This window comes from Leuconostoc gasicomitatum LMG 18811, from assembly GCF_000196855.1.
Lineage (GTDB): Bacteria > Bacillota > Bacilli > Lactobacillales > Lactobacillaceae > Leuconostoc > Leuconostoc gasicomitatum.
On the sequence record NC_014319.1, the window covers coordinates 1,075,194 to 1,102,116 of the forward strand.

The following is a 26,923-nucleotide window of genomic DNA, read 5'->3' on the forward strand; positions in this document are numbered from 1 at the left end:
CTAGCAAAGTTTTTTAAACAAAGTCTTTGCTAGCTATTATTTGCTATACTTGATTACTTTAAACAGATTTTCCCTCTGTATCATTTTAATTTTTTTATAAACTTCTTTTGATTCTTCGTATGAACATAATTGATATGTTCATAAAATTCGTGTGCACTTTTTCTACTCATACCAGAATTTAAACGAATAGATTTGTATCCTTTTGATACAGCAGTGTTTTCTAACCATGACATTAACTGTGTCCCGATACCGCTATTTTGATTGTCTCTTACCACAGCCAAAGCTAACACATTTAGAGTAGGTTCGGCATATATTTCTTCATAAACTTCAGCATGAACATAACCTAAAATTTTTTTAGTCGTCTCATCTTCATAAAGTGCTAACAAATAATGGTTAGAATCATTCAAAATCTTACGAAGTTGCGTCAAAGATTGTTCTCTTGGGTAATCATACCCCAATTCTTCACTATTTATTTTGCAAAGCGCGTCAATGTCAGTTGTCATGATAGAACGTATCATTTTTTACTCCCCTTATTATCACCTTATAATGAATTGTATCACAGCCAACAACAAAACATTCTCGTATGTTACACGACATTTTTTACATACTGCATAAAACTTAATTTAATCAGAATTTTCACTACCACTCTCAGTTGTCAGATAGTTGTCATCACGTTCAACTTGCACAGCACTTTCATCCCCGTTGGATAAATCCACATAAAATTTTGTAAATCAACTATTTAATTTATCATAATGTTTTATTTATAAATTAACAATAAAAATATTTTTATTAATGATATTGATAAAATTAATGAAAATATGGTAATATTACTATGATATTTAAATGAATAAAGAAATGAGATTAAAGTAATGATTTTTATTATAGCTATCAAGATAATTATTTCACTTTACGCCTTGTTAGTGATGCTTGCATCACTAACAGAACTAAATTCTAAGAACCGTTGGGGTAATATATTAAATCTTATCAGTGGCCTCACTATATTACTAGCAAACTTCATGAGCCTAGGATCATTTAAAACAGTAACGATTATTGGACTGATAATTTTTGAGCTAACAGCTATCCTAAACGGATTACAAAACAATTCATTTCACATCAACCATCATCTCACAAGATTTCTGATCACACTAGTTTTTATTGTTTTAATCATTTTTATCTAAACATTTGAACCATCAGTTTGTAACTATACTTTTCTTCTATTCTGGTGCTCTCTCATTGCGTTTATAATGCCATATTCGGTATTATCCCTCTCCAAAAAATAAAACGCTCACAAATAATGTAAGCGTCATACTAAACTATTTATCTATATTTTGTGCGTCTACGTATAATTAACCAAATAATTTCATAGATACTAGCACGTGACTCGTGGTTAATAATCTTTGCAATCAAACACTAATAGTTCAAAGTTTCACCTTTAGTTGGTAAATAAACATTCAATCCAACTTCTCGCAAAGCTTTCGCCTCTTTTTCTGGCTTGAATGAATGCCATGTCACTGTTTTTTTGGCACTAATGTGTTGTGCCAAAGCCACTAAATCATCTGGCGTAGCGTGTCCACTGACCCCCAGACTGCAAAATAGCACATCATTGTTAGTTAAGTAATCACTTAGTTCAGCAAAACGTGGATCATATTCACCAAGTGGTTCGCCGTTCATATGCAAGTAAACATAATCGCCATTAAACTGATCCAAATCATGTAACTGATTAAAATGATTTTGAATCACATAGTGACCTGGCTGAGCTAAAACAGTCTCCCAATCAATCTCTTTGACATCGGTCATCCCCACCGCAAGCAGGATTGTAGCAAATTGATGATCCCAACGCATTTCACGTCCATTAGCTTGTACAGTTGCTTGCAAAGCTACTAAACGATCAATATTACGTTCATAGGGGTTGATCACAACCAATTGTTCTGAGCTCTGTAATATTTGAGCAAAATTTTGTTGCAATGACATTTCTGTATAGCGCTCATGTGCAATATCGTTTGCTTCATCAAAACTAAATTCAGTGCCTTCTAGTAACAACAAATCAATGTTTTCGTCACGTAAAACATCTGCCCAATGATTTACACGTTCTGGATGCGGACCATCTAATCGTACGTCGCCACTATGAACGACTGTATGCTCCCCGTTTCGTATACGAATAGCTGCTGCACCACGTGCATCATGATCTGTTTCAAAGAAAGTCACCTCAAAGTCACCAAAACTAGTGGGTTTTTCAAAATCAATGACTTTAATATTTGCGTAAGGCGCAGATTCGATCCCTAATTTTGTTAAAACATAGTATAAATCAGCAGATGCTTGACTCATGTAAACATCGATAGGCTTTGTTAAATATTTCAAAGCGCCCATATGATCTAAGTGTAAATGTGAGACAAATATTGTTGTCTCATATTCACTACTCACATCAGTAAATAAATCAGGTAAATCTGGTAGTGTGCCATTGGCTAATAAATCCCCTGTAGGTGTTTCAGATGGTGCAAAATTGACACCAAAATCCATCACAAGCCTTGTTTTTCCCTGCGTAAATGATACAACATTCCCCCCGATTGTATTGAGTCCATTTAAGAATTTTACTTGCATACGCATTATTCGTTCTCTTTCAAAGTCTTCTTTGTTTGATCAGACAATGTTTTCAACGCATCTGACGCTGGTGTTTTCTTCGTTAACATTGAATCAACGGCATTTAATAAGTTTGTATGATAATCTTGGTAACCTAAGAAAGCGGTATCTGAGAATGCACCTGGCAATGAATCTGAAGCAGCTTGAGCAAGTGGATTCTTTTTCAAATAGGCTTTATAAGCGGCTGACTTGGTTGCTTTTTTAGTAATTGGCAAATAACCTGTCGATTCCGCCCACTTTTCAGTTTGCTTGTCAGACATTAGATATTTCATGAAGGCCCATGCACCAGCTTGCTGATTCTTTGTTGCCGTTGCAGTCACCACTAAGCTGTTACCAGCCAAAACTGTTGCTGACTTACCTTTGTATGAAGGAAGTGGTGCCGTGCCCCAGTCAAAGTCTTTGGCAGCTGCAGCTTTCGTTGCTGTAATACCGGCAGATGATGAGAATGTCAAGGCTATTTTACCATTAACAAAATTTGTGGTGCCATAGATATCAGAACCGGCTGTTTTGGCAGTGCCATCAGAAACCATGTCTGTAATCAATTTAGCTGCTGCAACAGCTTTTTTGGAATCAACATTGACCTTGTTTTTATTCGTCACCAATGATACACCTGCTGAGCGAGCCATTGAGTTCCACTCCATATCAAATGACTTATCAAAGCCAACAGTGGCAATACCATCTTTCTTCAAAACTTCAGACATTTTAGCAGTTTCATCCCAAGTTTTTGGTACTGAAAGGCTATACTTCTTCAACAGTGTTTTGTTATAAAACATTTCACGCACTGATGCTGAAAAAGGTGCTGAGTAGAACTCACCTTTATATTTTGATTGTTGCAAGAAACCTGGATAAATATTGTTTAATTGTTTCTTTGACAAACCATTTTTACCATCAACTTGAGGTTGAAGTGATGTTACAATGCCATCTTTAACGTAGTCAGGTACCTGTGTGTAAATTGTTTGGGCCATAACAGGCAATGTTTTAGACTTAGCACCAGCCATAATTTTTTGGTTCAAAGTCGTATAATCACCTTGAGCAGTGGCAACAATCTCATATTTACTTTGTGATTTATTGAAAGCATCAATACGCTTTTGCAACGCGTCTTTATAAGGGCCAGCCATGGCGTGCCAGAACGTTACTTTTACTGGCTTACTGGCAACAGTATTGGCACTTACTGTTGGTGTGTGAACTGCTGACAAGCCAGCAAAAGATGAACCTGCCATAATTGTAATAGCAGCCAAAGCTGCGAATTTCTTCCCAGTACTCATGTGTACATATTTCCTTTCGTGTTCCCAAAAAAATTTAGCTGCTTTTATAAGCAGTAAAAAGACGTTATTAAACATGACATCTTTTTACCACCCACAAAATGTGGACAGTAAATTAACCCTTGATTCCCCCACCAGAAATACCAGCAACAACATACTTGTTTAAGAACAGATATAAAATTACCATTGGCAAAATGACAAAAGTCGATGCTGCCATCAATTCAGGATAATTAACACCCGAATCAGAACTAAATGCTTGCAAACCAACCGGTAACGTCCTCATTTTATCTGTATTAGTTACAATTAATGGCCACATGAATGAATTCCATGAACCAATAATTTGTAGAAGACCAATGGCGGTAATCGATGATTTAGCATTAGGCACCAAAATTTGCCATAAAAATTTCCAATCCGAAGCACCGTCAAGTTTGGCAGCGTAATACAACTGATCAGGTACGCTTGCAAATGACTGACGTAGGGTAAAGACTGCAAAGAAACTGGCTAACCATGGCAAAATCAAAGCGCCATATGTGTTGACAATATGTAACTGTGATAAGGTCACAAAGTTAGGGATGATCAACATTTCTCCCGGCACCATCATGGTCGCTAGTAAGATTGTGAAAAGTATTTTTTTACCGTGAAAATTCATTTTGGCAAATGCAAAAGCTGCCATAATTGCTGTAATGATTTGACCAATTGTCGTCATAAACGATACAATCACCGAATTTAGTAGATACGTCGCAAATGGTGCTGCTTTCCAGGCAGAAATCCAATTTGTAACCTGTAGTTTTTTCGGTAGCCATGTTGGTGGCACCTGTAACGCTTCAAATCCAGTTTTAAATGACGTTAACACCATCCAAAAGAATGGCAACAGCATTGTCAAAGCACCAACTACTAACAGCAAATAAACGATTGTGTTTGATATGATTTTTTTCATCGTCAACTCCTTTTAGTAATGCACATGCTTTTTGCTAAACCACATTTGCAATAATGTCACAATTAAAATCATGACAAACAATACAACACCAGCCGCTGCGGCAATACCGTACTTGTTTTGTTCGTAAAACATTCGGTAAAGATAGAAAACAACTGTCATCGCTGCATTACCAGGACCTGCTTGCCCACCAAATAAAGAAAAAATCTCATCAAACACTTTAAATGATCCAATGACTGCATTAATCGTAATCAAAAATGTCATTGGACTAATCATTGGTACCGTGATATGCCAAAAGCGTTGCCATATACTAGCACCGTCTAAAGTCGCCGCACGATATAGACGTTTATCAACATTGTTTAAGGCAACCAGGAATAACATGATATTAAATCCTAGACTTTTCCAAATGGCAAGAATAATTAGCGCTGGTAATGCCCAATTAGGGTCATTTAGCCAATCAATTGGATGAATACCAACAAAGCTTAAAAAGTAGTTCAACAACCCTGCATCTTTGTTATAAATCCACTTCCAAACCATTGAAATGGCAACGATGCTAGTCACAAATGGTAAAAAATAAATCGTTCGAAAAAAACCAGCAAACAATTTAATTTGGTTCAACAAGACAGCCACTGTTAAAGAAATAACGATTTCCAAAGGGACAACGCCAATCACAAAGATTAATGTATTGGACACAGCAGCATGAAACAACGGATCTTCCCACAAATATTTAAAGTTATCAAACCCAAGCGCCATTACTTGATTGGTAAAAAAGTTATACTGCGTATAAAAACTCATGGCTAAACTTGAAATAATCGGATACAAGCTAAAAACTGACACGATGATTAACATTGGTAAAACATACAACCAACCTTTTAACGTCTGTTTCCAAGTCGTCTTCTGATTGCGCATCATGTGCGTTCACCCCGTAGCGGGAGCCTCTGACCTTCTTTGTCAAAGGCATAAACCCCACTTAACGCTGCAAAAAGTGTCATTTCTTGATTAATTAACGCTGTTGTAGTCACATCAGTCGCAATTAATTGGTTTTCACCAACAGATATAGTTGCTTGATGATCACGTCCAAATGACAAAACTTCATGAACAATCGCTTGCATTTTAATTGCAGGTTCTTTGACTTCATTTGTCAGTGCTTCAGCACGAATACCAATAGTCGCGACCTCCCCATCAAACAATTGCGTCACTCCCGGACCAAGTTGGCGCGCCGATATGACGTTGAGTGCTGGTTCACCAATGAAATTAGCAACAAATTGATTACTTGGATTTTCATATAATGATTGTGGTTCATCATATTGTTGAATACGACCATCATTAAGCACCATTATTTTATCAGCAACATGCATGGCTTCACTTTGATCATGAGTAACAAAAATTGTTGTCACACCGGTTTCTTTTTGAATACGACGAATTTCTTCACGCATTTCCACACGTAAACGCGCATCAAGATTAGATAAGGGTTCATCCAAAAGCAAAATATTAGGTGATTTTGCTAAAGCGCGGGCAATGGCTACACGTTGTTGCTGACCACCAGATAAATCACTTGGTTTTTTGGCGATTTGATCATCAACTCGAACTAATTTAGCAAGATCTAAAGCACGCTGCTTCCGTGTTGCCTTATCAATTTTTGCCATTTTCATCGGGAAAATAATGTTATCCAATACTGTCATGTGTGGGTACAATGCGTAATTTTGAAATACCATGCCAACGCCGCGCTCTAAAGCGTCTTGTTTTGTCACATCTTTGTCTCCAAAGTAAATATTACCAGTTGTCGCTGATAATAATCCAGAAATCAGATTCAATGTGGTAGATTTACCACCACCAGAGGGTCCCAAAAGTGCAACGAGTTGGCCATCATTGATATCAAAATCCATATCATGCAACACTTCGATGCCATTTGGATAAGTCAAAGTCACGTGATTAAATTTAACTTCCAATGTGCTTCTCTCTTTTCGTTATAAGATAATGCTACTATGCTATCGCACAAATAAAATGTGAACCAAGACAACTATTGTCTATGCTTTTAAATATAACAAAACTGAGTCACGATTCTGTAAATATTAGATAGAGAGTTTATCGTCATTGTAAATATTAACTTTATTGGATAGATTATAATAATTAACCTCATGTCATATCTGATAAATCAGAAAGCTTACTTTGACTAAACCTATGCAATATCCATTGTCTAAAAAGTACATACGGACTGACTTCAGGCAATGGCATATTTTTTTAAATAGAGAAAATAATATAGCCATACACAACATTTTTGACAAATGACATTAAGGTTAGTTGCTTTTAACAACTAACAGAGATATAATCACTAATGTAAACGTTTACAAAATAAATGGATACTTAGGAGACAACAATATGAATCACACAAGACATTTATCAACAAATTTTGTCTATTTTTTCGGTGCCCTTGGTGGGCTGTTGTTTGGATACGATACAGGCGTCATATCAGGTGCTATGCTTTTTATAGGAAAGGAATTAGATATTAAATCAGGTTCCTTTCAAGATGGCTTTATTACAGCATCTGTGCTTCTTGGTGCCATAATTGGTGCTGCCGTTATAGGCCCACTATCTGATAAATTAGGACGTAAAAAACTTTTACTAATTGCCGCAATAATATTTTTTACAGGTGCATTAGGATCTGGTATAGGAATCAATTACACTGTATTAGTCGTGTCACGTGTTATTCTTGGTATTGCTGTAGGAGCAGCTTCAGCTTTGATTCCTACATATTTAGCTGAATTATCACCAGCTGATAAGCGCGGTGGTATCGGCACACTATTTCAATTAATGATTATGACAGGTATTTTCTTCGCCTATGTTTCAAATGAATGGCTTTCACCTAACGGATTTTTAGGACTTAAAGAAAATGTTGGTTGGCATTGGATGCTTGGTTTGGCTGCAATTCCTGCTGCATTATTGTTTTTTGGTGGTCTCAGATTACCAGAATCACCACGATTTCTTGTGCGCAACGGAAAAATTGATGACGCTAAACGTGTGCTGTCGCAAATGAATCCCAATGCGAAATTGGTCGAAGAAGAACTACACGATATTCAATTACAAGCAAATATTCCATCTGGTGGCTTTAAAGAATTATTCGGCGTTATGGCGCGCCCAGTTCTAATAATGGCTTTGGGTTTAGCTATTTTCCAACAAGTCATGGGATGCAATACCGTATTATATTATGCACCCAAAATTTTTATATCCGCAGGATTTAGCGAACATTTTGCGCTCCAATCCCATATTGTCATTGGCTTATTCAATGTTATTGTGACAGCTATTGCCGTTAAAATAATGGATAAAATTGATCGCAAAAAAATGCTCACCTACGGTGCAATAGGTATGGGTATTTCGTTATTACTGATGTCAACAGCGATGTTAGTGCTTCAAGCTGGTAATGGTAATCTTGGGTCATGGGTATGTGTTATTTCTCTGACGCTGTATATTGCATTCTTCTCAGCTACATGGGGTCCTGTTATGTGGGTCATGATTGGCGAAGCATTCCCATTAAATATTCGTGGCCTTGGTAACTCGTTTGGTGCAGTTATTAATTGGACAGCAAATTTTGCAGTTTCTCAAACTTTTCCTATGCTGCTTATTGCATTTACACCGGCTAATGCTATCAACTCAGAGGGAAAAGGTATTGCTAAATTATTCTTAATATATGGCGCTCTTTGTTTTGTAGCTATTTGGTTTATTGCTAAATTTACAATTGAAACACGTAATCGCTCGTTGGAGTCAATAGAAGCTGGTTTACGTTCGAAAGCTCATGCAAAAATGCCATACAGTCACAAAAGTTCACTACTATAAGTTATTAAATCTCCTCTATGACTGGCTTGATATAGGAAAACAGATTGACATCAATGCGTTGTTTCTAAATTAGAGTCTATGTCAAAATTCGAACAAAAATACTTGTAAAATTGATGCTGAGAATATTTGATTCTCGGCTCTTTTTGACGCATTAGATAGATTATCATTCAGCACGGGTTATATTACCGTTAAAAACTATTGTAAGATTGAATCCGTTAATTTTCCAAACTGTAAACACAAGATACAGTTTGGAAACATTTGTTTAACCATAGCTTGTACTGCTTTATTTTTGAACAAAAAAGAAGCCCAGCAAAGGGCTTCTTGACATGTAAATTTAGTGCTATGTTTTAAAATTATTTCAAATTTTAATTTAACTAACTTTCTACGTATCTCAATTCTATCTCTATGACACATGATAATAGATTTGTCTCATTCTCTAGACTGTCATTAAATCAATTGTCCTTGCGACGCAGCCATACAGCTATGGTAATTAAACCAATTATTATAAATCCATAAGTAGCAGTCCAAGCAATATTTTCCGAAGCAGTGTTTGGCAAACTAACTGACTTATGATTTGGCTGCCATGGCACTACAGGATTTACAGGATTGTTTGGTGTAATTGGTATGATAGGATCTATAGGTTTATCAGGATTAATAGGTGTGTGCGGCGTGTAATGATTAATCAAATCATAATTAACTATTTCTGTTTCATAACCAGATACCTTATCCTCAGTAATTGCATAACTGATTTTCTTACCATTGTTGTCATACTTTGGCAAGTCAGTAAACTGATATTGCCAATCATCATTTGCTGTAATCGTTTTCGTTTGTATCCCCTTACCATTAGCAAGTAGGTTTACCTTTATTGCATCAGGGCGCTTACCATCTTGGTTATTTTGATCATCCCAAGTTTTCGTCCCAGCAATTTTCGTGATATCTGATAGGGTGTTAGTAAAATCATACCCGGATTGAGAAGACATATAGTGATCAACAGACTCTTCCTTCACTGTATAAATATAGGCGTTACCGTTAGCATCGTACTTTGGTAAGTCTGTTATCGAATATTTCCAATCAGATTTGGCAGTGACAATCTTTGAATTGATCTTGACACCGTTTTGGTAAATATCGATAGTAATTGCATCAGGACGTAATCCTTCGATGTTATTATCGTCTTGCCATGTCTTGATACCGTCAATTGTTTCGGTGGTTTCACCATCACCACCACCACCATTATCAGGTGAATAAACATCAATGGTTTGCTTCTCAATATTTTCACCAGTTAATTGACCGGAGTTTTCATATTTTGTCGATGTACCACCATCGGTGGCCTTTGTATCATAGTCAACAAGGACTGTATCTGTTAATTCATGTAGATTAACGTGAAACTTCAACGTACTATCCTCAAAAATATCAGAACTGGGCACGTCATTTAATTGCGTAAAGTCTGTCCCATCACTATTGTATTCAACATGATAGGCTTGAATTGATCCTGGTACAAGATTTTGATTCCCACCAACAAAATCTGTATAAACAGCGTTTTTAATATCAACCTTGGCATAATTCAAACGCACCCGCCAATGAATAATTGTCGGATCATTTGAATCATACCAACCCCACTTGTACAACTCTTCATCAGGATCAGGACCGTCGTTTCCTGGATCAATATCAATATCAGTAGAACCACCATTGCCCCAATCAACAGGCACCGTTGTATCTTCTTCAACTTGTGTATGATCCCAATGAACCCAAATATTAAATTTACCACTAATACCATTTTTAGCAGACTGTTCGGCATAATCAGTAAATGTAATTGTGACTTTACCAGTGTTATGATCTGCAACTGCGTGCCCAATAACATTACCAGCAACATCGGTGATATCGAATTTGACATCAGTAGCCATGGTTAACACACTCGGCACCGTCACTGTCATCGTGTCATCTGTTTTGATATTGGTACCTGCAGGCACTGTCATATCCCAATGTGCCTGCATATCATCGTAAATGTCGAAATTTGTTTGTGGCTTACCATTTTCGTCTTCTAGTTCAGCATGTGTAATAAATTGATCTCCCCAATCTTTACCAGCTGTGATAGTAGGCGCACGTGGCTGCGTTGAACTTGATTTTATTTTACCAGTTTTAATCGTGTTATCTGTTGCCGGCGTGACTTTGGGTAACCCAGCCACTACATTTTTACTTGCCTCTTGCTTTTCAGTCGACTTTTCAACTGGTTGAATATCAGAATTTGATATGACATTAGAAGAAGTCATTGCAGTACTCAAATTGTCAGTGTTGGATTCTGCCAAGACTGAAACCGGTGTAACAAAAAAAGTACTCATAATAATTAATAAGCTAAAAAAAGTTGCTGTCTTTTTGAACATCTTTGTTCTCCTTTTAATATATTTCGTGAATTTAATTCATCATTTTCCCCAAGTTATCATAAGATAATGACGTATCATTCATTATTGCTATCTAGAGATTGTCTTCACCTGAGCTCATAAAAATATTTGTCAAACCAATACTTTTACGGCATATTATTAGCCATACTAAAGGTGATCTATCCATTACCATTACACATGTTAGCAGGTGTCAGAAACGATCACCCCCCTCGGTAGTAACTCTTGACAGGATTGCTGTTTTTGGATTAATAATAATTTTATCAACATACGTCGTTTGTTGTGACATATTTTCTGTGTTTACTTGATATACTACTGGTTGGATAACTATTTGTTTCGCATTATTTTTGGGGGTCATTACCTTGCTTTTCAATAAACGACGTTGTTTTGTTGCTAACACTTTATAGAAATTAGTATTATTAGCATTATTACTGACAGTTAATATCTCGATAATAGTCACTAACATCATCAAAAAAATACTTGAAACAGCTAATAAATGCAGAAAAAGAACTATTCTTTTAGACACCATTCATTTTTCCTTTCAATTGATGAATTTTATATTTCAATGAATTTCTATGCCATGTTACTATTTGACTTCGAGCCATTTTTGTAGTTCGGTAAAATTTGAATTCGTAACGATAAATCTAGGGACATGTTTTAGAATGTCTGGCATATTATTAGACACAATACCAGGTTCTAAAAGAAATATCGCCGCCATACCATGCGATGACATATATTCTGTCAACGATTTACTAGAGCTACCATATGGATAGGCAAAAACTGTTGGATCAATTGACAATTCTTTTTTTAGCTTTTGCTTTGATTTTTGGTAGTCTTTTATGATTGCTTTTTGTGATAATTTCCCACTAGATAAAATAGGGTGGTTATCTACTTGGTAATGTAAATCATTTGTATGTAGCCCTACCGTAACATTTGATTTCATCGCTAACTGCGTAATTTCTGACCAAGAAGCCAATTGCTCCCCATCTAAATTTTGCCCAACTTTACCAGTAATAACAAAAAAAGTAAAAGGTATACTCAGTTCGGCCAATTTTTGAGAAGCGTTTCTTGGCAACGTTGTATCAATATCATCAAAAGTAATGACAACGTGTCTACCACGAATCGTATTATTTTTAGTATGTTTAATAAATTGTGACATTGACCAAACACTGATATGATTCTTTTTTAACCAATCCATCTGCCTGATAAATTCGTCTTGAGACACATTATATTCTTGAAGTTGTGGATTTTTAGATATTTTTTGCGCAAAGCTCACGGTAGCATTATTTTTCAATATACGATGATAAGCTAGTACGATAACGCCGTCTTTAACATTGCTGTTCTTTTCAGCAAAATTTAAATAGGAATAATCTACTTTTTGTGTTACTTTTTGTCGTGCTTTTCCTTGTTGTATCCCAGAAAAAAACATTAGAATCAAAAGAGTTACCATTGTAAGAATCATATAGAGAACCAAACGCCTCTTTTTGTTAGTCATAACATGATGCCTCATTTTTTGACAATAATCCAAATAGTGTGGGAATGATAATTAAGGTTAAACAAATCATTATAATATGAATACCTTCGTCCACACTTGCGCTGTTCATACCAAGTAATAATTCTAATACAACAAATCTATCAGAATAAACATGACTTTTAATGGCTAACGTTGAAAATATAATAAATAAATTGAATAACCATGCAAGTAGCGTGATAACAAACGTGATTGTGTTGCCTATTTTATTACTTCGCCGAATAATTATATTTGGCATTAGTTTACCTCCCACGATCTGGACTGCTCCAAGATCCTCTCTGCTTATGAAAAAAAGCAACATTTAATTGTGATATAATGGCTGTTATTAATACCGTAATCCAATAGAATGTACTATAAAACGGTATGACGAATAATTCTTGCACGCCTACTTGTGATTGCCCATGATCTTGTACAATACCTTGTAACATCATGCTAAAGAACAAAAGAATATATATCATTATTACAACACCTGGTAATGAAAATGTTTGCGTATCAATCGTGACTACTAAATACTGAATAGAGGTAATAACGACTGTCCATGACCAAATATGGCTTAAACATACGTCAACCAATAATAGCTTTTGCCGTTTATTAGTGCCTTTGAATGTCCACTTCAAATTCTTCAATAGTACCTCGATGCCACCAACTGACCAGCGAACACGTTGTTTAATATAACCGTGGATTGTTTCTGGTGCCAGTATATAAACTAAAGCATGCGGTGTATAGCGAATTCGCCAATTCTTCTTACGTAAACGCCAAGTAATGTCAATATCTTCAGTTATGGCTGTGCTATCAAATCCTGCCACTGACATCAGTGCCTCACGTCGATAGAGCACAACAACCCCTGCCACTGTCATAATGCCACCATATAAAAAATCTTGCGCGCGTTTAATCCGATCAATAATTCCAACATATTCCAGAGTTTGAAGCTTTGCCAGCAAAGTTGTTCTATTTCTAACAACAGGCTTTCCAGTCACTGCAGCAACTGTTTCATCAGTCATCTGTTTAAGCAAATTTTCAATCACGTCATGTGCTAATATTGCATCAGCATCTGTTACTAATATATATGGCGAATTTATTTGTTTAATCGCTTGATTTAATGCTGCTGCTTTCCCAAGGTTTTTAGATAATTCAATTAGCCGTACTGGTGTACTTTCATGTTTATTTAACCAATTTTTGACCAAGTTAACTGAATTATCGGTACTCTTATCGTCAACTATGACAACATCACAATTAGCATATGTTAATTGTGTAAAAGATGACAATGTTTCAACTATATTATTTTCTTCATTAAATATTGACATTAAAATTGTCACTTTTTCATTAGTGTTTGGTTCGTTGAATTTTTCATGATTGAAATGAAACGAAGAAAGCCAAGAACCGATAATCCATATCAATGACATAAATATCGGATAGTAAGTTGTAAAATCTTGCACCAATTCGGAAATATAGGTCATCATTTTACGCTCTCCTCCGTTGATAAATAAGTGACATTATTTTTTCCAAAACATAAGCTAACAAACTCGCAAGTGTAAATGATAATAAAACAACAACTGGAGCCCACACAAAGCGCGAGGCAATATTAGGTACCAAGTGATTAAAATAATGATAGATGAGACTGTCAGTTAAATCTGAAAATAAATAAATAGTTAAAGTCATATTAGATAGTAAAATAAGTAAATTATGAAACTTAGTTGTTTTTTTAGGCTGGCCTATTTTTAAAATCAGTAGTGAAATCAGAATAGCGACTAGAAATGGCTGGTAACCCATATAATCATTTGCATCAGTCCAAGAAAAAATCCGACCATAATTGTCTATCAAAGATAAAAATGAAATCATACTAAAAATTGAAACAGACCATATTAATAACCGCTTAGTATTGATTTTTTTGATTTGTTCTAGGTAAGTTTTAAAGTAAAGCCCAACGTAATAGTACCCAATCGGATAAGCATTAGTCCACCAATCAGGTAGTATTTTACCTAACCCATTAAATAACGATGGCAAAAAAATAAAATCGTTGAAACCATAATAATATATATATGATACTGCTTACTTAAATCATAGTTCCAAGCTGCATTTAACAACGGTATGAGGAGATATAGACCAATATACATTTCAACATACCAAGAATAACTATCTGTTGAAAAATCAAGTAATCCCAGTAGCGCATCCTGCATAGAAATATCATTTTGAAATATAATCGTTTGCATAAGCCAATCGATCATTGATACTAAGACATAAAGTATGATTACTCTAAAAATTTTTGCAATGTATTGATCGCTAAGTTTCTTGGTTCCCATTAAAAATCCTGTTGCAATAATGAATAATGGTACTGATGTTATAAAAACCAACCGCAAGACAATTCCTAAACTGGCAGAAAATGATTGCATGTCAATGTCATAAAATCCTGTATTGAGTAGAAAATGCACTGAAATAACAAAAAAAATAGCCATAACCTTTAATACATCTATTTGATAAACACGGTTTCCCATATAAGTATGCCCCTAATAAAAGTTTTCACAAAAGTAATATGATAAATTAATAATTTAATTATATAGTGACGATTACCATTATTTTTCTCCAAATTTTCAAAAAAATTCAAAACAAAAAAAGCTTAATAAATTAAGCTTTTATCTATCAGAAAAAGTGGTTGTTGTAGCTAAAACTGCTAAGACCTTTGTAAAACTACTAATTTTATAGTTAAAAGGACTAGGTTGTGCTTGTCGGCTTAATTTCTTTTCAATCGCCATGCCTTGATCCAGTGTTGTCATATACATTGATTTATCTTTTTTTGGATGAGAAATGATATTAACAGAATTGTTTAATTCAAATTTATAAAACGTTAATTGTTGTTTTCGGGGCGAATCGTTCTGATCATCATTAGCTGCAACTATTTCTGGTATTATATTTTCTTTTTCGGGGAGAACAACGGTTTGATCTTGTGGCTCTTGATTCTCATTATGCTGGTCCATTGCCTGATTTGGTGTTTTGTTTGATGTTTTGTTTGATGCTTCATTAGTATCAATTTGTTCATTTTTTTTGGATAATTCAATATTAAAATAAAAATTTTGCTGATCCGTTCTAGGAATTGTAAACGTGCCCGGCCATTCATTACGTGTCACTTGATATTTTTTTAAAACTTCTAGCACAGGCATTGTGGCATAATTAATTGTCTCACCTGTATTTCCAGAAAACACCTCTTTGCGCAATGTTCTATCATTATACCGAAAATTAACAATAACATGGTGTTGCATTGGTTGATAATAAAAATTAATCTCTGAATCTGTTTCGTTAAATATACCTGAACTATTTTGTGATTGGTTAGACAGAATATACCCTGGAATTTTTTCTTCGTTTATTTTATAGGTTTCACCAATATTACCAGTAAATTTGGTAGACGGCAGTAAATTATTTTTCCTGTTATCAAGATAGTTTACTGTAACAGATGATGTGAAAGGTTTGTAATTTGTATCGTCAATCATAATCTGCTGAACATTATGATTTCTACCCGTTGCTGCTGAAAATACCAAGTACATAGGGCTTTGAAATTTTTGCATATTTTTATAATGCCAAACTTGATTATCATAAGTAACTGTAAATGAGCTAGACTGACTATTATATGAAACAATGAGCGATTTAAACTGGTTGTTAAATTTCTCATCAATTTGTTGTGCTTCATCCGTTATTGTGTGAATAACACCTTCATTTTTGGAATCAAAGAACGCGCCAAAACTTTGGCCATCCCCTTGCCTATGGCCAAACTGAGGAGGATCTGCTTCAAAAGAGCCTTCCTCAGGAAAACGATTAAAATAGGTATCAATTTTAAACCCAAAGATATGCGAGATACCACCTAATCCTAAACTTCCCCCATTTTTTTGATTGACCTTTTTTATTTGATCAGCAGGAACGAAGCTAACAGCCATACCATCCCCACCATCATGTTGTTGCGATTTATTGCCAATGTTGACGCTCAAATTTAAAGAAACATCATTTGAAAAATTAATCGGTGTTTTAATATAAGCTGTTCCTGATTGCTCAGTATTATCTGATGTCAGTGTTATCAAACTATCATTTACTGAAGATGAACCATTTAAGATAAGTTGACTAGCTAAACTGTTTTGATTGAGTAATTGCGACAGCGTAATAGTTTTAGCACTGACCTTATAGTTTGATGTTATCGAACTAAATGATAGCAACATAACAGATACTGTGGCCATATAAAACAAAGGCCTGATTCTAACTTGTTTGTTTTTCATTTTACACTTTTCATTTTTTTGATTTTCACAATTAGCTCACCCAATGCCGTCCAATCACTTAATGTAGGTGGCTTTTTCCAGATTACTTGTTCTCCAAGTACATCATCGTCAATCATATCAGATAAATAAATATCAGCAATTTTATCTGTACATGCGAAATCGACACTCGCATGATTAATATGACTTTTAAGCATTGCAATCATCATATCATTAGTAATTGGTGTTGCTGAAAAATTAACACTAATATTCACCCTATCAATGCTTGTATTCGTAATGTTTCTAAACATGATACCTATAAGATTGAAACAAAATAATTCACGCTGATAATTATTGACTATCGTTTCTTGTATGTTAATAATATCAATAAGGTAGGTTATTAATTTAAAAATTGATGGATAGATATCACGAAAATAATTTAGATTGACTTCCCCTTCATTTGTTACAAACCATTGATTTTTAAATCCAAAACGTAAACTATAAACTGAAATTTTATAACTCAACTGTGCTATTTCATTCTTCGTTGATTTAGAGAAAAAATTTTCTAAGGCTGGCGTGATATCATTTTGCAAAAGTATAATTTTATCACTTACATATTGTGAATACTTATAATTTTTATTTTCTAATAAAAAGTCAAAAATATCTAACATTTCTAGCAATACTGACAAAATTTTATCCGAATCATTGCCTATAAAAGAGGTAATAATTATTGGTAGCGATACAACAGTATGAATTGCAACTTCTCTATTTTCAAAAAGTGCCTGATTATTATACAACATTTCAGATACACAGAAGTTGATAAGTAACATTTTTTGCCGCTGATTCAAATCATTAATGAAATGATTTTCCAATAGAAACTTTAGCATTTCTTGGCCGATTACTTTGATACGATCAGAAAACATTGGTTTCTCATCAAAATAATTATAGATAACATAGCCAGCTTGAATAAATTCAAAAGAATCATTATCATTCACAAGGCCATTTAGTATTTTTTTCTGTGAAAAGAAGTATGACGGACTCCATCCATAATCGTATTGAATCGTTGTATAAGTTGGCAAAGAACCTGTTAAAACCCTCGTCTCAAGAAGTGGTTTCAAAGCCGAAAGATTAAAATAATACTGTGACATTTTATATAAATGATATCTCGTCACACGATATCTAGGATAAACCAATCCTTTTTGTAGTAATAACCAATCTGAATCTAAAATGTTATGCAAATCTATATTCAAGGAATCTAAGATTTCACGCAACATATAATTAGAAACAGCAAACTCTTGTTCTAAAGTTTTGGTCTCATAAAATTTTTGATCAGTTTCTAAGACATAGTTCATTAACTCAATTTTCAACAAATCATTTTTATTAATGAATGACACTAACGAATTCATAACGCTCCTTGCATATTTTAAATATTTTTATAGATTGCCATGTTGTTTATCATGCAATATACTGTCATTTACTTCATTCTTTCTAATTATACTATAATCGCTGATCTTTATTTTTTTGTAATTTTTAAAAAAATCAAAAATCAAAAAAATAAATCTACTCGACATTAGATTTAATTTTTTAAAATAATTAACAACCGTACTGTTTATGGTTAGATTATAAATTTAAATCGAACACTTTGCATAAAAAACTGCAGATTCTTTAATGGTCATTGTCTAAAACTAACCATAAAGAATCTGCAGCTTATATCTTCTATTTTATCATGTCATGCATTGAAAGCATTGCTTCAACTGTTCGATTTTTCAACCTTTATTCTTCAACAATTGATTACAATTGAATCGTATCTTACTATAAATGGTAATGTGTTAGCAACTCATCACAGTGTACTTAAGCTGACTGTACAAGCAATTGCCAAAACAAGTCTTTCAGCAACCTGCAATATTATATTAACTTTATGTCCGATCAGCTAATATTAATAATTGAAGCAACTCATTGAACTTGTTTTTATCATCCTTTAGAACAGAAAAGAATTTCTGATCTACTTTTTCCACTACTGGTAACGTCTCATTAATAATGTCTGAACCACTTTGCGTCAATTTTATAATTTTTGATCTCGTGTCTTTTTTTGAAACTTCACGTACAACAAATCCTGATTTTTCCAGGTTTTTTATAATCACCGAAACAGTCATAACATCAATATCAGAATGCTTTGAAATGTTGACTTGATTAACTTCATCATTCTGCTGTGTCAAATAAGCTAATGTTGATAATACAATAAATTGAGGATGTGTTAAATCATACTGGCGTAATTTAGTTTTAATTAATGTGTGCCATGCGTTATAAACTTTAATAAAAGAAAACCCTAACGAATTAGCCGCGTTATCTTTAAATTCTGAATTAAATTTTTGAATCATTAGTAGCAACCTCAATAAGTGAAAAAACGCTTGCTGGAACGTTTTCAAATATCTTAGAAATGAATTGCAAATCATTAGCTTTTGGTTCTCTGTTTAAAGGCACAAATTCAACAGAATGTCTAATGACTGTTTCTTTATGATGAGTTTCTATCAACTCATGAATAAAATTAATATCTCCCATATTTGGAATAGTTGTTTTATCAATAAAAACTTCCTCGGGAATAACTTTAACAAGTTCAAATGACATAGGCGGCATGTTCGTCAAGGTCATACTACCCTTAGTATTAGTTTCAAATAATCCTTCTAAGGAAATTTTCTCTAAATCATTTTCCCAAGTAAACCATTTGTTGACGTTTTCGTATAACGACCATACATCTGTAATTGAAGCGCTTGTTTTCTGCTCAAAACTATATTTCATATTCTCTTTTTTCCTTTTTATAAGTATACATATAATATAAACTATTATTATTTATATGTCAATAATTTTTTATTAAAACATACTAGATTATCTTTTACAATCATCACAACAATTTTAAGTAGCAAGCGTTACACCAAATGGTAGAATGCTTATTTTAACCAAATTTTGCGCACAAAAAAAGCTGCAGAAACTTTAATGGTCATTGTCAAAATCAACCATAAAAATCCACAGCTTATGTCTTCTAATTTATCATCACATGCCTGTACTACCACTGAGACAATACCTCAGCTTAATTTTTCTATTCAAGACTTAACGAGCACATCATTAATATTGTTCATTTATATTTTTTTGCTGTTCACGAAGTTTCTTAGTAATTTTTCTATAAGCCGGAATCATCACAATTAGTGATCCAATCCAAGCCAGTACATTAGCTAAGCTGGCCCCAAAAAAGCCAAAGGGCCCGACCAATGTAATGGCTGCCACAGTTCGCATCATCAATTCTGCAATGCCTGCAAAAGTTGGTGTTTTGGAATCATTTAACCCTTGCAAGACATATCGAATAATAAATAGTGCTGATAGAATATAATAAAAAGCACCATTGGCCCAGAAATATTGTTGCGCCAACTCAAGTACACGTTGCTGATCTGCGCCTACAAACAGCATGACCGCAAAATCACCAAAGGAAATTTCTAAAATTCCCATGAATAGGCCAAACCCCATACTCATGAATAACGCCTGCTTCACCCCAATAAGAATACGTTCATATTGTTTAGCACCGTAATTTTGGGCAGCAAAAGTTGCCATTGTAATACCAAATGACATTAACGGTAACGTAGCGACTTGATCAATACGTTGGGCAGCCGTCGTTGCGGCCACTGCATCTGTTCCTAATGTGTTAAGAGCTCCCTGTAGTACAAGTGCGCCAATAGCGATTATCGAGCTTTGGAAACCCATTGGTAATCCAGCACGTAAATGGATTCTAATATCTACCGGATCCCATTTGAAATCAGAACGATGAACTTGCAATAAAGGAGAAAAACGATAAATATGCCAAAAGCTTAATATTGTTGATACAAGCTGTGCAATAACTGTTGCCAGAGCGGCACCGGCAACGCCGTAGTTCAAACCGATAATAAACCATAGTTCAAGTATAATGTTAATGATCATGCCAACAATAAGATAAACTAACGGTGAGCGTGAATCACCAATCGCACGCAGTGAATTCGCCGTAACATTGTAACCCATTGTAGCAAAAATACCGCCTAAGATAATGGCGATAAAAATAAATGCTTGATTAAAAATTTCTGCAGGTGTTTGCATGATTTTTAATAATGGATAGACAGCGAGTAAACTCAAAATCGTGACAATAACGGTTGTTAATGCTGAAACAATCAATGTTGAAGCCATACTTTTACGCACACCCGCAATATCACGAGCACCATAACGTTGTGCAGTAATAATGGATAAACCAGCCGTAAATCCTTGCACAAATCCTAAAATCAAAAACATAATAGATCCGGTGGCACCAACGGCTGCCAAAGATTTAACGCCTAATGTTTGTCCAACAATAACAGTATCAGAAAAATTGTAAAGTTGTTGAAAAAGATTCCCAATAACCAATGGTATAGTGAAAAACAAAATTTGCTTAGCTGGTGAACCTTGAGTTAAATCTCGCATAATCAGTCACATCTCCAAAAATAAGTAGTCATAAGCTAAATACCTATTTTACCGGAATAACATCTGTTTGACTAGTCTTTGATTTAAGTTTTTAGCAAATTTATTGCAGGGTCTTCAAAATTAAACTATCTTTTTGTAGCGGGATTAACACCACAAACGCCATTTTTTTCTTAATGGCCTGTGTTGCTGTTTTTTAGTAATATATTATTCATTTAATGTATACCAAATCGTGTTTTTAATACCCGCAAGGTATATCAAATTTTCTTTTCGACACTGTCATAACGTTCAATGACTCGCGTTACATTTTTTTTGCCAGTATAAATTGCGTAGCCAACAGTTAATATAACTAGTATTCCAATCACGCATAACGCTATGCCGGAACCAAAAAACCAGATATTTTTATTTTTGAAAAAATAAATGAATAGCACACCAACACCTGTCAATAATGAGAAAATTGATTGCCAATGTTGTAAATTACGAATCATACGTTCTTGAAATAATATTTCTATTTTATAAGCTTTTTCTGTTTTGTCAGTATTTACTGTCATTACCCTCACCTCAACGTTAATTAGTATGTTAAGCCTGGATTAAAGAAACCAACTAATACACCAACAAGTGCAACAACTACCAAAATTAGCATAACTTTAATAGGAGAAATATTTTTTTTAGCCATTAACCACCAGCAGAGAACTATGAACAAAGCTGTCAACAATCCAGGATATACAGAATCAAGTTGATTTTGTAACACTAAATATGACTTTCCAGAACCATTTGTGAGCTTAAATGATGTTTTTACCGTCACCCAAGTTGCAGCGACACCACCAACAACCATACCACCAATGGTCGCAATCGCTTTCCTAATTGCTTTCCCCTGTGCACCAATTAAAATACCGACAGCCTTGTCACCTAATTCGTAGCCTTTGAAATAAGCAAAACGCATACCGAAGTAACCAAGTAAGTTCCATACAATAATGTAAAATATTGCACCTAAAGGTGATCCGCCTGATGACATACCAAGTGCAATACCTAAGATTACTGGGATTAATGTTCCAACAACAAGTGAATCTCCAATGCCTGCAATGGGACCCATAAGACCTGCACGTAAACCATTAATCGTGGTATCATCCACCTCACCATCATCAATTCCTTGACTAGCACGTGCTTCTTCTAAACTAGCTGTAATACCCACGATGACAGTTCCAAGTTGTGGTTCTGTATTGAAAAAAGCAGTATAGGTTTTCATTGCTTTTTCCTGATCTTCTTTGTTATCATATAGTTCTTCAACAATAGGCAACATAGAAGTTAGGTAACCAAATGTCTGCATATGTTCTTGAGAAAAAGCTGTCAAATGACCATAGAACCAATGATGAAAAGATTTATTTAAAGTTTTACGAGAAAGTGTCTTTTTTTCTATATTTGCCATCTTAAATATCCTCCTCTTCCTCATCATCAATTATTGTGTCATTTGAACCATTTAGTATTGGTTGTCGATTAATACTAATTGCCATATCCAACTTGTAAAAGATCATTGCAAAAATAAGTGAGATTACAGTAACTGAAACTAGGTTTAATTTTAGTGACGCCGCAAATGTAAATCCAACAAAAAATGGTATAAAATCAATTGGACCCTCAACTATTTGTTTTAACAAAATAGCTATACCAACACAAGGTAGCAATGCCCCAACAGTAAATAATGTTTTCATTGGGATACCATCCATAGGTAACGCTGTTCTAAGTGCATGAACAGCACTCGAACCAAAATGCGTCATTAATACTGTTGGAATGAAAGAGAAAAATAAATGTGAAATCCAAGGGTAACCCCAATCAACCGCGTATAGTTTTTTAAACTCACCTTTTTCAACTGCACGCCAACCTATATGCTGCCAAACTAAATTCATCGTTGCAGTACCGTAGAATAATACGGTACCGACAGTACCCACCAACGTGCCCATTGACTTAGCTAAATCAGCGGCATTACCAGATGTTGCTGCTAAACCTTGTGCATGGATAGCAACCATAGCAAGTGGTATACCAATGTATGATACCGCTCGTAAATCTGCAGAAACAGTCCCACCTGGAGTTACTAATGCAATATAAACTAACTGCATAGCCACACCAGCTGCAATACCCGTTTTTAAGTCTCCTAGAACAAGTCCACAGACTAAACCACCAACTAATGGACGTCCTAATGTATAATTACCAATTGTAGATCCTGCCATTCCTGGCATAGACGACAAACTGGCAAAAATGCCTAGAATACTTGCTTGTATCCAACTAATTGTCATATTCCTCACCTTTTCTATATCAAGTTACAAATTAAACTTTCCTTTAAAATCATTCCAATAGCCAATTGAAACGTCAGGTAATAATTGGAATTTAACCTGATAACCTTGCGCTTGAATTGCTTCAAATGCTACAGCTTCTTCAGGAATGATAGATTGATTATTACCTAATTTGATAGCATGAGGTCGATCATTAGCAGGTCCAACAATGATTTTTTTAACATCCCCTGGTACAAATCCAAAGTCAACAAGGATTGTTTTCATGTCTTGTGGTGTTTTTGTTATGAGAAAATATTGGCGTTTAGAAGCTAATACTTGCGCCTGTTTTTCCTTAAAATGTGCCAACGTCCAAACAAACGTCTTTTTTTCAGAAGCACTTATAAAGGCCTCTTTTAAAACAGGATTCGATGCGGCAGCATCGTTTACCGCTATTAAACCATCGCAGGGGTATTCCTTTGCCCAACGTGTAACTGTTTGTCCGTGAATAATTCTATCATCAATACGTACAAATGAAATACTCATAACCTATTCTCCTTTTTAAATATCATCATCATTTTCATCTGGTTTTTCAACTAATGAAAATTGTTTCACTGATGATACTCCTTCTTTCATAATAGCTGTTCCTAAGTCCTGTTGGCTGAGACTATCTTTTAAAATAGCAGCATTCAGCGCCATTGGAAAGTTCATGCCACCAAAAATAATGGATTTTTCTAGTTTCCCTTCTTGATTCAAAACGTTAGTTATTGTAGTTAAAGGGCTCCCTCCCATGATATCTCCCAATACAACGAGTTCCGCATCGTCAGTTAATTCAGAAACAAATTTTTGAAAACGCGTAGCCAAAACTTTTGTGTCTTCACCTGATTGCAACCCGATCGCTCGCACTGAATCCATGTTATCACCAACAAACATGCCTAGCGCATCTTTCAAACCTTCTGAAAACTTACCATGACTTACCAAAATAAGATATTTCATTTTTTCCTCCCACTTTTATTGAAATGACTCTTTTATATGTAAGCGCTTACATACCTTAATTAATATTTTACGCTTTTTTTTAGAAAAAAACAACAACGTTCCTCAATAATAAGAAAATAATAAAAAAGCCTGTCTTGACTAAAAATTTTTTTCAAATAGTTAGAAAAAATCTAACAGATTTGGTTAATTTTAGTCATGACTAAGCTTTTGACATATATTTATGAGTTGAAACTGTACTAAATACTAATCTAATATTATGCTTTTGATACTTCATCTTCAGGCACTTTTGGTGTGGTACCATCCGCCAAAGTTTTTTCTGTTGGCTTATCCCAAGATACAAATTCACAATCTGGGTAACGAGAACAACCATAAAATGTACGTTGACGCTTCGTTTTTCGTTCAACAATTTGACCTTTATGGCATTTCGGACATAGCAACCCAATTTCTTTAATAATTGTTTGTGTGTTACGGCAATCTGGAAATCGTGCGCAAGCATAAAATTTGCCATAACGGCCCATTTTAACAATCATTGGTGCACCGCAAGTTTCGCAATTCATACCAGCAAGTTCATCATGCATAATAACTTTTTCTAATGTAGCTGCTGCCTGCTCAACTTCTTTTGAAAACGGTTTATAAAAAGAATCAATCACCGGTACCCAGTGCTTATCACCTACTTCTACCTCATCTAGCTCATGCTCTATGCTAGCTGTAAAATGTGTGTCTGTTATATCTGGGAAGCTCTCTTCGACAATTGTTTGTACAATTTCACCCAATTCAGTGGGCACAAATTTGCGCGCATCAATTCTAACATAGTTTCGTCGTTGGATTGTGTCTAACGTTGGTGCATAAGTTGATGGTCTGCCAACACCGTTTTCTTCCAAAGCTTTAATTAACGCAGCTTCAGAGTAGCGCGCCGGCGGTAATGTGAAATGTTGCTCTGGATTCGTATTCGTTAATTTAACTTTGTCTCCAACTGATAAATCAGGTAAGGCGTTATCTTTTTCTTTAGCTGCTGGATATGCTTTAGTAAATCCTTGAAATTTTGTTTTAGAACCGTTTGCGCGAAAAACAACATTATTTTGTTCAATTGTCACGGCCATGGTATCCAGTATTTCTGGGGTCATTTGACTTGCAACAAAACGTGACCAGATTAGCGAATATAGTTTAAATTGGTCTGGTGTTAATTTATCTTTTATGCTTTCAGGTGTTCTTGTCACATCAGTTGGGCGGACAGCTTCATGCGCATCTTGAGCGCCTTCAGGCAACTTACCCTGAATCGGCTTATGTTGCGAGTATGCCTCTCCCCAAGTATCATGAATATATAAAGCAGCTGCATTACGAGCCAGAGAAGAAATACGTGTTGAATCCGTACGCATATACGTAATCAGACCAATTTGGCCAATACCACGCCCTAAATTAACCCCTTCATATAATTGTTGTGCAGCCATCATCGTTTTACGTGTTCTAAAATTCAACTGTGTATTAGCAGTTTGTTGCATTGTTGACGTTGTAAAGGGCTGCTGTGGATTACGTTTACGTTCCTTAGCTTCAACTTTGACAATATTAAAATCAGCAGATTGATCAATCTGCTTTAAAACATATTGAACACTCTCATTATCCGGTAATGGTTGTTTTTTACCGTCAAAACCATAGAATGAAGATTTAAACTTTGAACGAGATTTCTTAAATTCTGAATCTAATGTCCAATATTCTTCTGGTTCAAATGCCTGAATTTTACGTTCACGCGAAATAATCAGTCCAAGTGCGACTGATTGCACACGTCCTGCAGATAAACCACGTTTAACTGTTTTCCACAAAATTGGCGAAATTGAATAACCTACTAAGCGATCTAAAATACGACGTGCTTGTTGGGCATCAACAAGGTCTTGATTTATCTTGCGCGGTATCTTAAAGGCGTTTTTAATGGTATCCTTTGTAATCTCATTAAAAACCACACGATTAGGTTCTTCAGGATTTAACTCTAAAATATGTTGTAAATGCCAAGCAATAGCTTCTCCTTCACGATCTGGATCACTTGCGAGATAAACTTTTTTAGCTGCTTTTGCTTCTTTACGTAAACCCTTAATAACATCCCCTTTACCGCGGATGTTAATATATTTGGGATCGTAATCATTTTCAACATCAACGCCAAGCGTTGACTTTGGTAAATCACGAATGTGTCCTAAACTCGCAACGACTTTATATGAGCTTCCGAGATACTTCTCTATCGTCTTTGCCTTCGATGGGCTTTCCACAATGACAAGATTTTTCTTAACTTTAGCTCGTTTACGTTTTGTTGTTTTCTTTGTAACTAATTTGGTTGTTTTATTTTTTGTCTCTACCATTAGATATGCCTTATAATTTACTTCTTAGTAT

23 protein-coding genes and 1 pseudogene are annotated in these 26,923 nt (G+C 34.9%); 1 reads left to right on the forward strand and 23 read right to left on the reverse strand.

What is annotated here, in order from left to right; all coding sequences use genetic code 11:
• Positions 1-80 precede the first annotated feature (80 nt).
• From LEGAS_RS05235 to LEGAS_RS05265, 6 genes are all read right to left on the reverse strand, one after another.
• Complete coding sequence (locus tag LEGAS_RS05235) at positions 81-518, reverse strand: GNAT family N-acetyltransferase (RefSeq protein ID WP_013231628.1); 438 nt, start codon at positions 516-518, stop codon at positions 81-83.
• Between the two features lie 892 nt (positions 519-1,410).
• Entirely contained in the window at positions 1,411-2,604 is a 1,194-nt protein-coding gene (locus LEGAS_RS05245; RefSeq protein ID WP_013231629.1) for an MBL fold metallo-hydrolase, read from the reverse strand.
• Positions 2,604-3,902: an ABC transporter substrate-binding protein gene (locus LEGAS_RS05250; protein ID WP_010381805.1), complete on the reverse strand. Its 1,299-nt coding sequence runs from the start codon at positions 3,900-3,902 to the stop codon at positions 2,604-2,606. Before LEGAS_RS05250 ends, LEGAS_RS05245 begins: the two co-directional genes overlap by 1 nt.
• Before the next feature lie 112 nt (positions 3,903-4,014).
• Positions 4,015-4,836, reverse strand: coding sequence for a carbohydrate ABC transporter permease (locus LEGAS_RS05255; RefSeq protein WP_013231630.1), 822 nt, complete (start codon positions 4,834-4,836; stop codon positions 4,015-4,017).
• A gap of 12 nt (positions 4,837-4,848) precedes the next feature.
• Positions 4,849-5,742, reverse strand: coding sequence for a carbohydrate ABC transporter permease (locus tag LEGAS_RS05260; protein WP_041771837.1), 894 nt, complete (start codon positions 5,740-5,742; stop codon positions 4,849-4,851).
• Complete coding sequence (locus LEGAS_RS05265) at positions 5,742-6,782, reverse strand: ABC transporter ATP-binding protein (RefSeq protein ID WP_010381795.1); 1,041 nt, start codon at positions 6,780-6,782, stop codon at positions 5,742-5,744. The genes LEGAS_RS05260 and LEGAS_RS05265 overlap by 1 nt, the downstream gene beginning before the upstream one ends.
• A 430-nt stretch (positions 6,783-7,212) precedes the next feature.
• On the opposite strand from LEGAS_RS05265, the gene LEGAS_RS05270 reads away from it, so the two are divergent.
• Positions 7,213-8,664 carry a sugar porter family MFS transporter gene (locus LEGAS_RS05270; protein ID WP_013231632.1) on the forward strand — a complete coding sequence of 484 codons (1,452 nt, stop codon included), beginning with the start codon at positions 7,213-7,215 and terminating at the stop codon, positions 8,662-8,664.
• A 452-nt stretch (positions 8,665-9,116) separates the two neighbouring features.
• Here LEGAS_RS05270 and LEGAS_RS05280 read toward each other — a convergent pair whose 3' ends face one another.
• From LEGAS_RS05280 to topA, 17 genes and pseudogenes are all read right to left on the reverse strand, one after another.
• Positions 9,117-11,042 (reverse strand): Cna B-type domain-containing protein, encoded by a 1,926-nt coding sequence (locus LEGAS_RS05280; RefSeq protein WP_013231633.1) that lies wholly within the window; start codon positions 11,040-11,042, stop codon positions 9,117-9,119.
• A gap of 208 nt (positions 11,043-11,250) precedes the next feature.
• Positions 11,251-11,586 (reverse strand): hypothetical protein, encoded by a 336-nt coding sequence (locus LEGAS_RS05285; RefSeq protein WP_010381787.1) that lies wholly within the window; start codon positions 11,584-11,586, stop codon positions 11,251-11,253.
• A gap of 57 nt (positions 11,587-11,643) precedes the next feature.
• The gene (locus tag LEGAS_RS05290; protein ID WP_041771727.1) at positions 11,644-12,552 is read right to left on the reverse strand and encodes a polysaccharide deacetylase family protein; all 909 of its coding nucleotides are present in this window, start codon (positions 12,550-12,552) and stop codon (positions 11,644-11,646) included.
• A complete protein-coding gene (locus LEGAS_RS05295; RefSeq protein WP_010381775.1) occupies positions 12,545-12,826 on the reverse strand; it encodes a hypothetical protein in 282 nt (93 codons plus the stop codon). The genes LEGAS_RS05290 and LEGAS_RS05295 overlap by 8 nt, the downstream gene beginning before the upstream one ends.
• Before the next feature lie 4 nt (positions 12,827-12,830).
• Positions 12,831-14,048, reverse strand: coding sequence for a glycosyltransferase family 2 protein (locus tag LEGAS_RS05300; RefSeq protein WP_010381771.1), 1,218 nt, complete (start codon positions 14,046-14,048; stop codon positions 12,831-12,833).
• A 1-nt stretch (position 14,049) separates the two neighbouring features.
• Positions 14,050-15,080: pseudogene (locus tag LEGAS_RS10320) on the reverse strand (acyltransferase).
• A 138-nt stretch (positions 15,081-15,218) separates the two neighbouring features.
• The gene (locus LEGAS_RS05315) at positions 15,219-16,844 is read right to left on the reverse strand and encodes a lectin-like domain-containing protein (RefSeq protein WP_041771729.1); all 1,626 of its coding nucleotides are present in this window, start codon (positions 16,842-16,844) and stop codon (positions 15,219-15,221) included.
• Positions 16,841-18,226: a hypothetical protein gene (locus tag LEGAS_RS05320; protein ID WP_010381759.1), complete on the reverse strand. Its 1,386-nt coding sequence runs from the start codon at positions 18,224-18,226 to the stop codon at positions 16,841-16,843. The genes LEGAS_RS05315 and LEGAS_RS05320 overlap by 4 nt, the downstream gene beginning before the upstream one ends.
• A 510-nt stretch (positions 18,227-18,736) precedes the next feature.
• Entirely contained in the window at positions 18,737-19,198 is a 462-nt protein-coding gene (locus LEGAS_RS05325; RefSeq protein WP_013231638.1) for a MarR family winged helix-turn-helix transcriptional regulator, read from the reverse strand.
• Positions 19,182-19,616 (reverse strand): SRPBCC family protein, encoded by a 435-nt coding sequence (locus LEGAS_RS05330; RefSeq protein ID WP_010381751.1) that lies wholly within the window; start codon positions 19,614-19,616, stop codon positions 19,182-19,184. Before LEGAS_RS05330 ends, LEGAS_RS05325 begins: the two co-directional genes overlap by 17 nt.
• A 324-nt stretch (positions 19,617-19,940) precedes the next feature.
• Complete coding sequence (locus tag LEGAS_RS05335; protein WP_013231640.1) at positions 19,941-21,293, reverse strand: MATE family efflux transporter; 1,353 nt, start codon at positions 21,291-21,293, stop codon at positions 19,941-19,943.
• 254 nt (positions 21,294-21,547) lie between these two features.
• The gene (locus LEGAS_RS05340; protein WP_010388783.1) at positions 21,548-21,841 is read right to left on the reverse strand and encodes a hypothetical protein; all 294 of its coding nucleotides are present in this window, start codon (positions 21,839-21,841) and stop codon (positions 21,548-21,550) included.
• Positions 21,842-21,861: 20 nt separating this feature from the next.
• Positions 21,862-22,716 carry a PTS system mannose/fructose/sorbose family transporter subunit IID gene (locus LEGAS_RS05345; RefSeq protein WP_013231641.1) on the reverse strand — a complete coding sequence of 285 codons (855 nt, stop codon included), beginning with the start codon at positions 22,714-22,716 and terminating at the stop codon, positions 21,862-21,864.
• Position 22,717: 1 nt separating this feature from the next.
• Positions 22,718-23,578, reverse strand: coding sequence for a PTS mannose/fructose/sorbose/N-acetylgalactosamine transporter subunit IIC (locus tag LEGAS_RS05350; protein ID WP_013231642.1), 861 nt, complete (start codon positions 23,576-23,578; stop codon positions 22,718-22,720).
• Positions 23,579-23,602: 24 nt separating this feature from the next.
• Entirely contained in the window at positions 23,603-24,097 is a 495-nt protein-coding gene (locus LEGAS_RS05355) for a PTS sugar transporter subunit IIB (protein WP_010388790.1), read from the reverse strand.
• Positions 24,098-24,112: 15 nt separating this feature from the next.
• Positions 24,113-24,547 carry a PTS sugar transporter subunit IIA gene (locus LEGAS_RS05360; RefSeq protein ID WP_010388793.1) on the reverse strand — a complete coding sequence of 145 codons (435 nt, stop codon included), beginning with the start codon at positions 24,545-24,547 and terminating at the stop codon, positions 24,113-24,115.
• A gap of 254 nt (positions 24,548-24,801) precedes the next feature.
• Positions 24,802-26,892, reverse strand: coding sequence for a type I DNA topoisomerase (gene topA / locus LEGAS_RS05365; protein ID WP_013231643.1), 2,091 nt, complete (start codon positions 26,890-26,892; stop codon positions 24,802-24,804).
• Positions 26,893-26,923: the final 31 nt, after the last annotated feature.

Bases quoted from the DNA above. Each gene is read 5' to 3' on its own strand.
- LEGAS_RS05235 (WP_013231628.1), bottom strand. From the start codon at position 518: ATGATACGTTCTATCATGACAACTGACATTGACGCGCTTTGCAAAATA.
- LEGAS_RS05245 (WP_013231629.1), bottom strand. From the start codon at position 2,604: ATGCGTATGCAAGTAAAATTCTTAAATGGACTCAATACAATCGGGGGG.
- LEGAS_RS05250 (WP_010381805.1), bottom strand. From the start codon at position 3,902: ATGAGTACTGGGAAGAAATTCGCAGCTTTGGCTGCTATTACAATTATG.
- LEGAS_RS05255 (WP_013231630.1), bottom strand. From the start codon at position 4,836: ATGAAAAAAATCATATCAAACACAATCGTTTATTTGCTGTTAGTAGTT.
- LEGAS_RS05260 (WP_041771837.1), bottom strand. From the start codon at position 5,742: ATGCGCAATCAGAAGACGACTTGGAAACAGACGTTAAAAGGTTGGTTG.
- LEGAS_RS05270 (WP_013231632.1), top strand. From the start codon at position 7,213: ATGAATCACACAAGACATTTATCAACAAATTTTGTCTATTTTTTCGGT.
- LEGAS_RS05280 (WP_013231633.1), bottom strand. From the start codon at position 11,042: ATGTTCAAAAAGACAGCAACTTTTTTTAGCTTATTAATTATTATGAGT.
- LEGAS_RS05285 (WP_010381787.1), bottom strand. From the start codon at position 11,586: ATGGTGTCTAAAAGAATAGTTCTTTTTCTGCATTTATTAGCTGTTTCA.
- LEGAS_RS05290 (WP_041771727.1), bottom strand. From the start codon at position 12,552: ATGACTAACAAAAAGAGGCGTTTGGTTCTCTATATGATTCTTACAATG.
- LEGAS_RS05295 (WP_010381775.1), bottom strand. From the start codon at position 12,826: ATGCCAAATATAATTATTCGGCGAAGTAATAAAATAGGCAACACAATC.
- LEGAS_RS05300 (WP_010381771.1), bottom strand. From the start codon at position 14,048: ATGATGACCTATATTTCCGAATTGGTGCAAGATTTTACAACTTACTAT.
- LEGAS_RS05315 (WP_041771729.1), bottom strand. From the start codon at position 16,844: ATGAAAAACAAACAAGTTAGAATCAGGCCTTTGTTTTATATGGCCACA.
- LEGAS_RS05320 (WP_010381759.1), bottom strand. From the start codon at position 18,226: ATGAATTCGTTAGTGTCATTCATTAATAAAAATGATTTGTTGAAAATT.
- LEGAS_RS05325 (WP_013231638.1), bottom strand. From the start codon at position 19,198: ATGATTCAAAAATTTAATTCAGAATTTAAAGATAACGCGGCTAATTCG.
- LEGAS_RS05330 (WP_010381751.1), bottom strand. From the start codon at position 19,616: ATGAAATATAGTTTTGAGCAGAAAACAAGCGCTTCAATTACAGATGTA.
- LEGAS_RS05335 (WP_013231640.1), bottom strand. From the start codon at position 21,293: ATGCGAGATTTAACTCAAGGTTCACCAGCTAAGCAAATTTTGTTTTTC.
- LEGAS_RS05340 (WP_010388783.1), bottom strand. From the start codon at position 21,841: ATGACAGTAAATACTGACAAAACAGAAAAAGCTTATAAAATAGAAATA.
- LEGAS_RS05345 (WP_013231641.1), bottom strand. From the start codon at position 22,716: ATGGCAAATATAGAAAAAAAGACACTTTCTCGTAAAACTTTAAATAAA.
- LEGAS_RS05350 (WP_013231642.1), bottom strand. From the start codon at position 23,578: ATGACAATTAGTTGGATACAAGCAAGTATTCTAGGCATTTTTGCCAGT.
- LEGAS_RS05355 (WP_010388790.1), bottom strand. From the start codon at position 24,097: ATGAGTATTTCATTTGTACGTATTGATGATAGAATTATTCACGGACAA.
- LEGAS_RS05360 (WP_010388793.1), bottom strand. From the start codon at position 24,547: ATGAAATATCTTATTTTGGTAAGTCATGGTAAGTTTTCAGAAGGTTTG.
- topA (WP_013231643.1), bottom strand. From the start codon at position 26,892: ATGGTAGAGACAAAAAATAAAACAACCAAATTAGTTACAAAGAAAACA.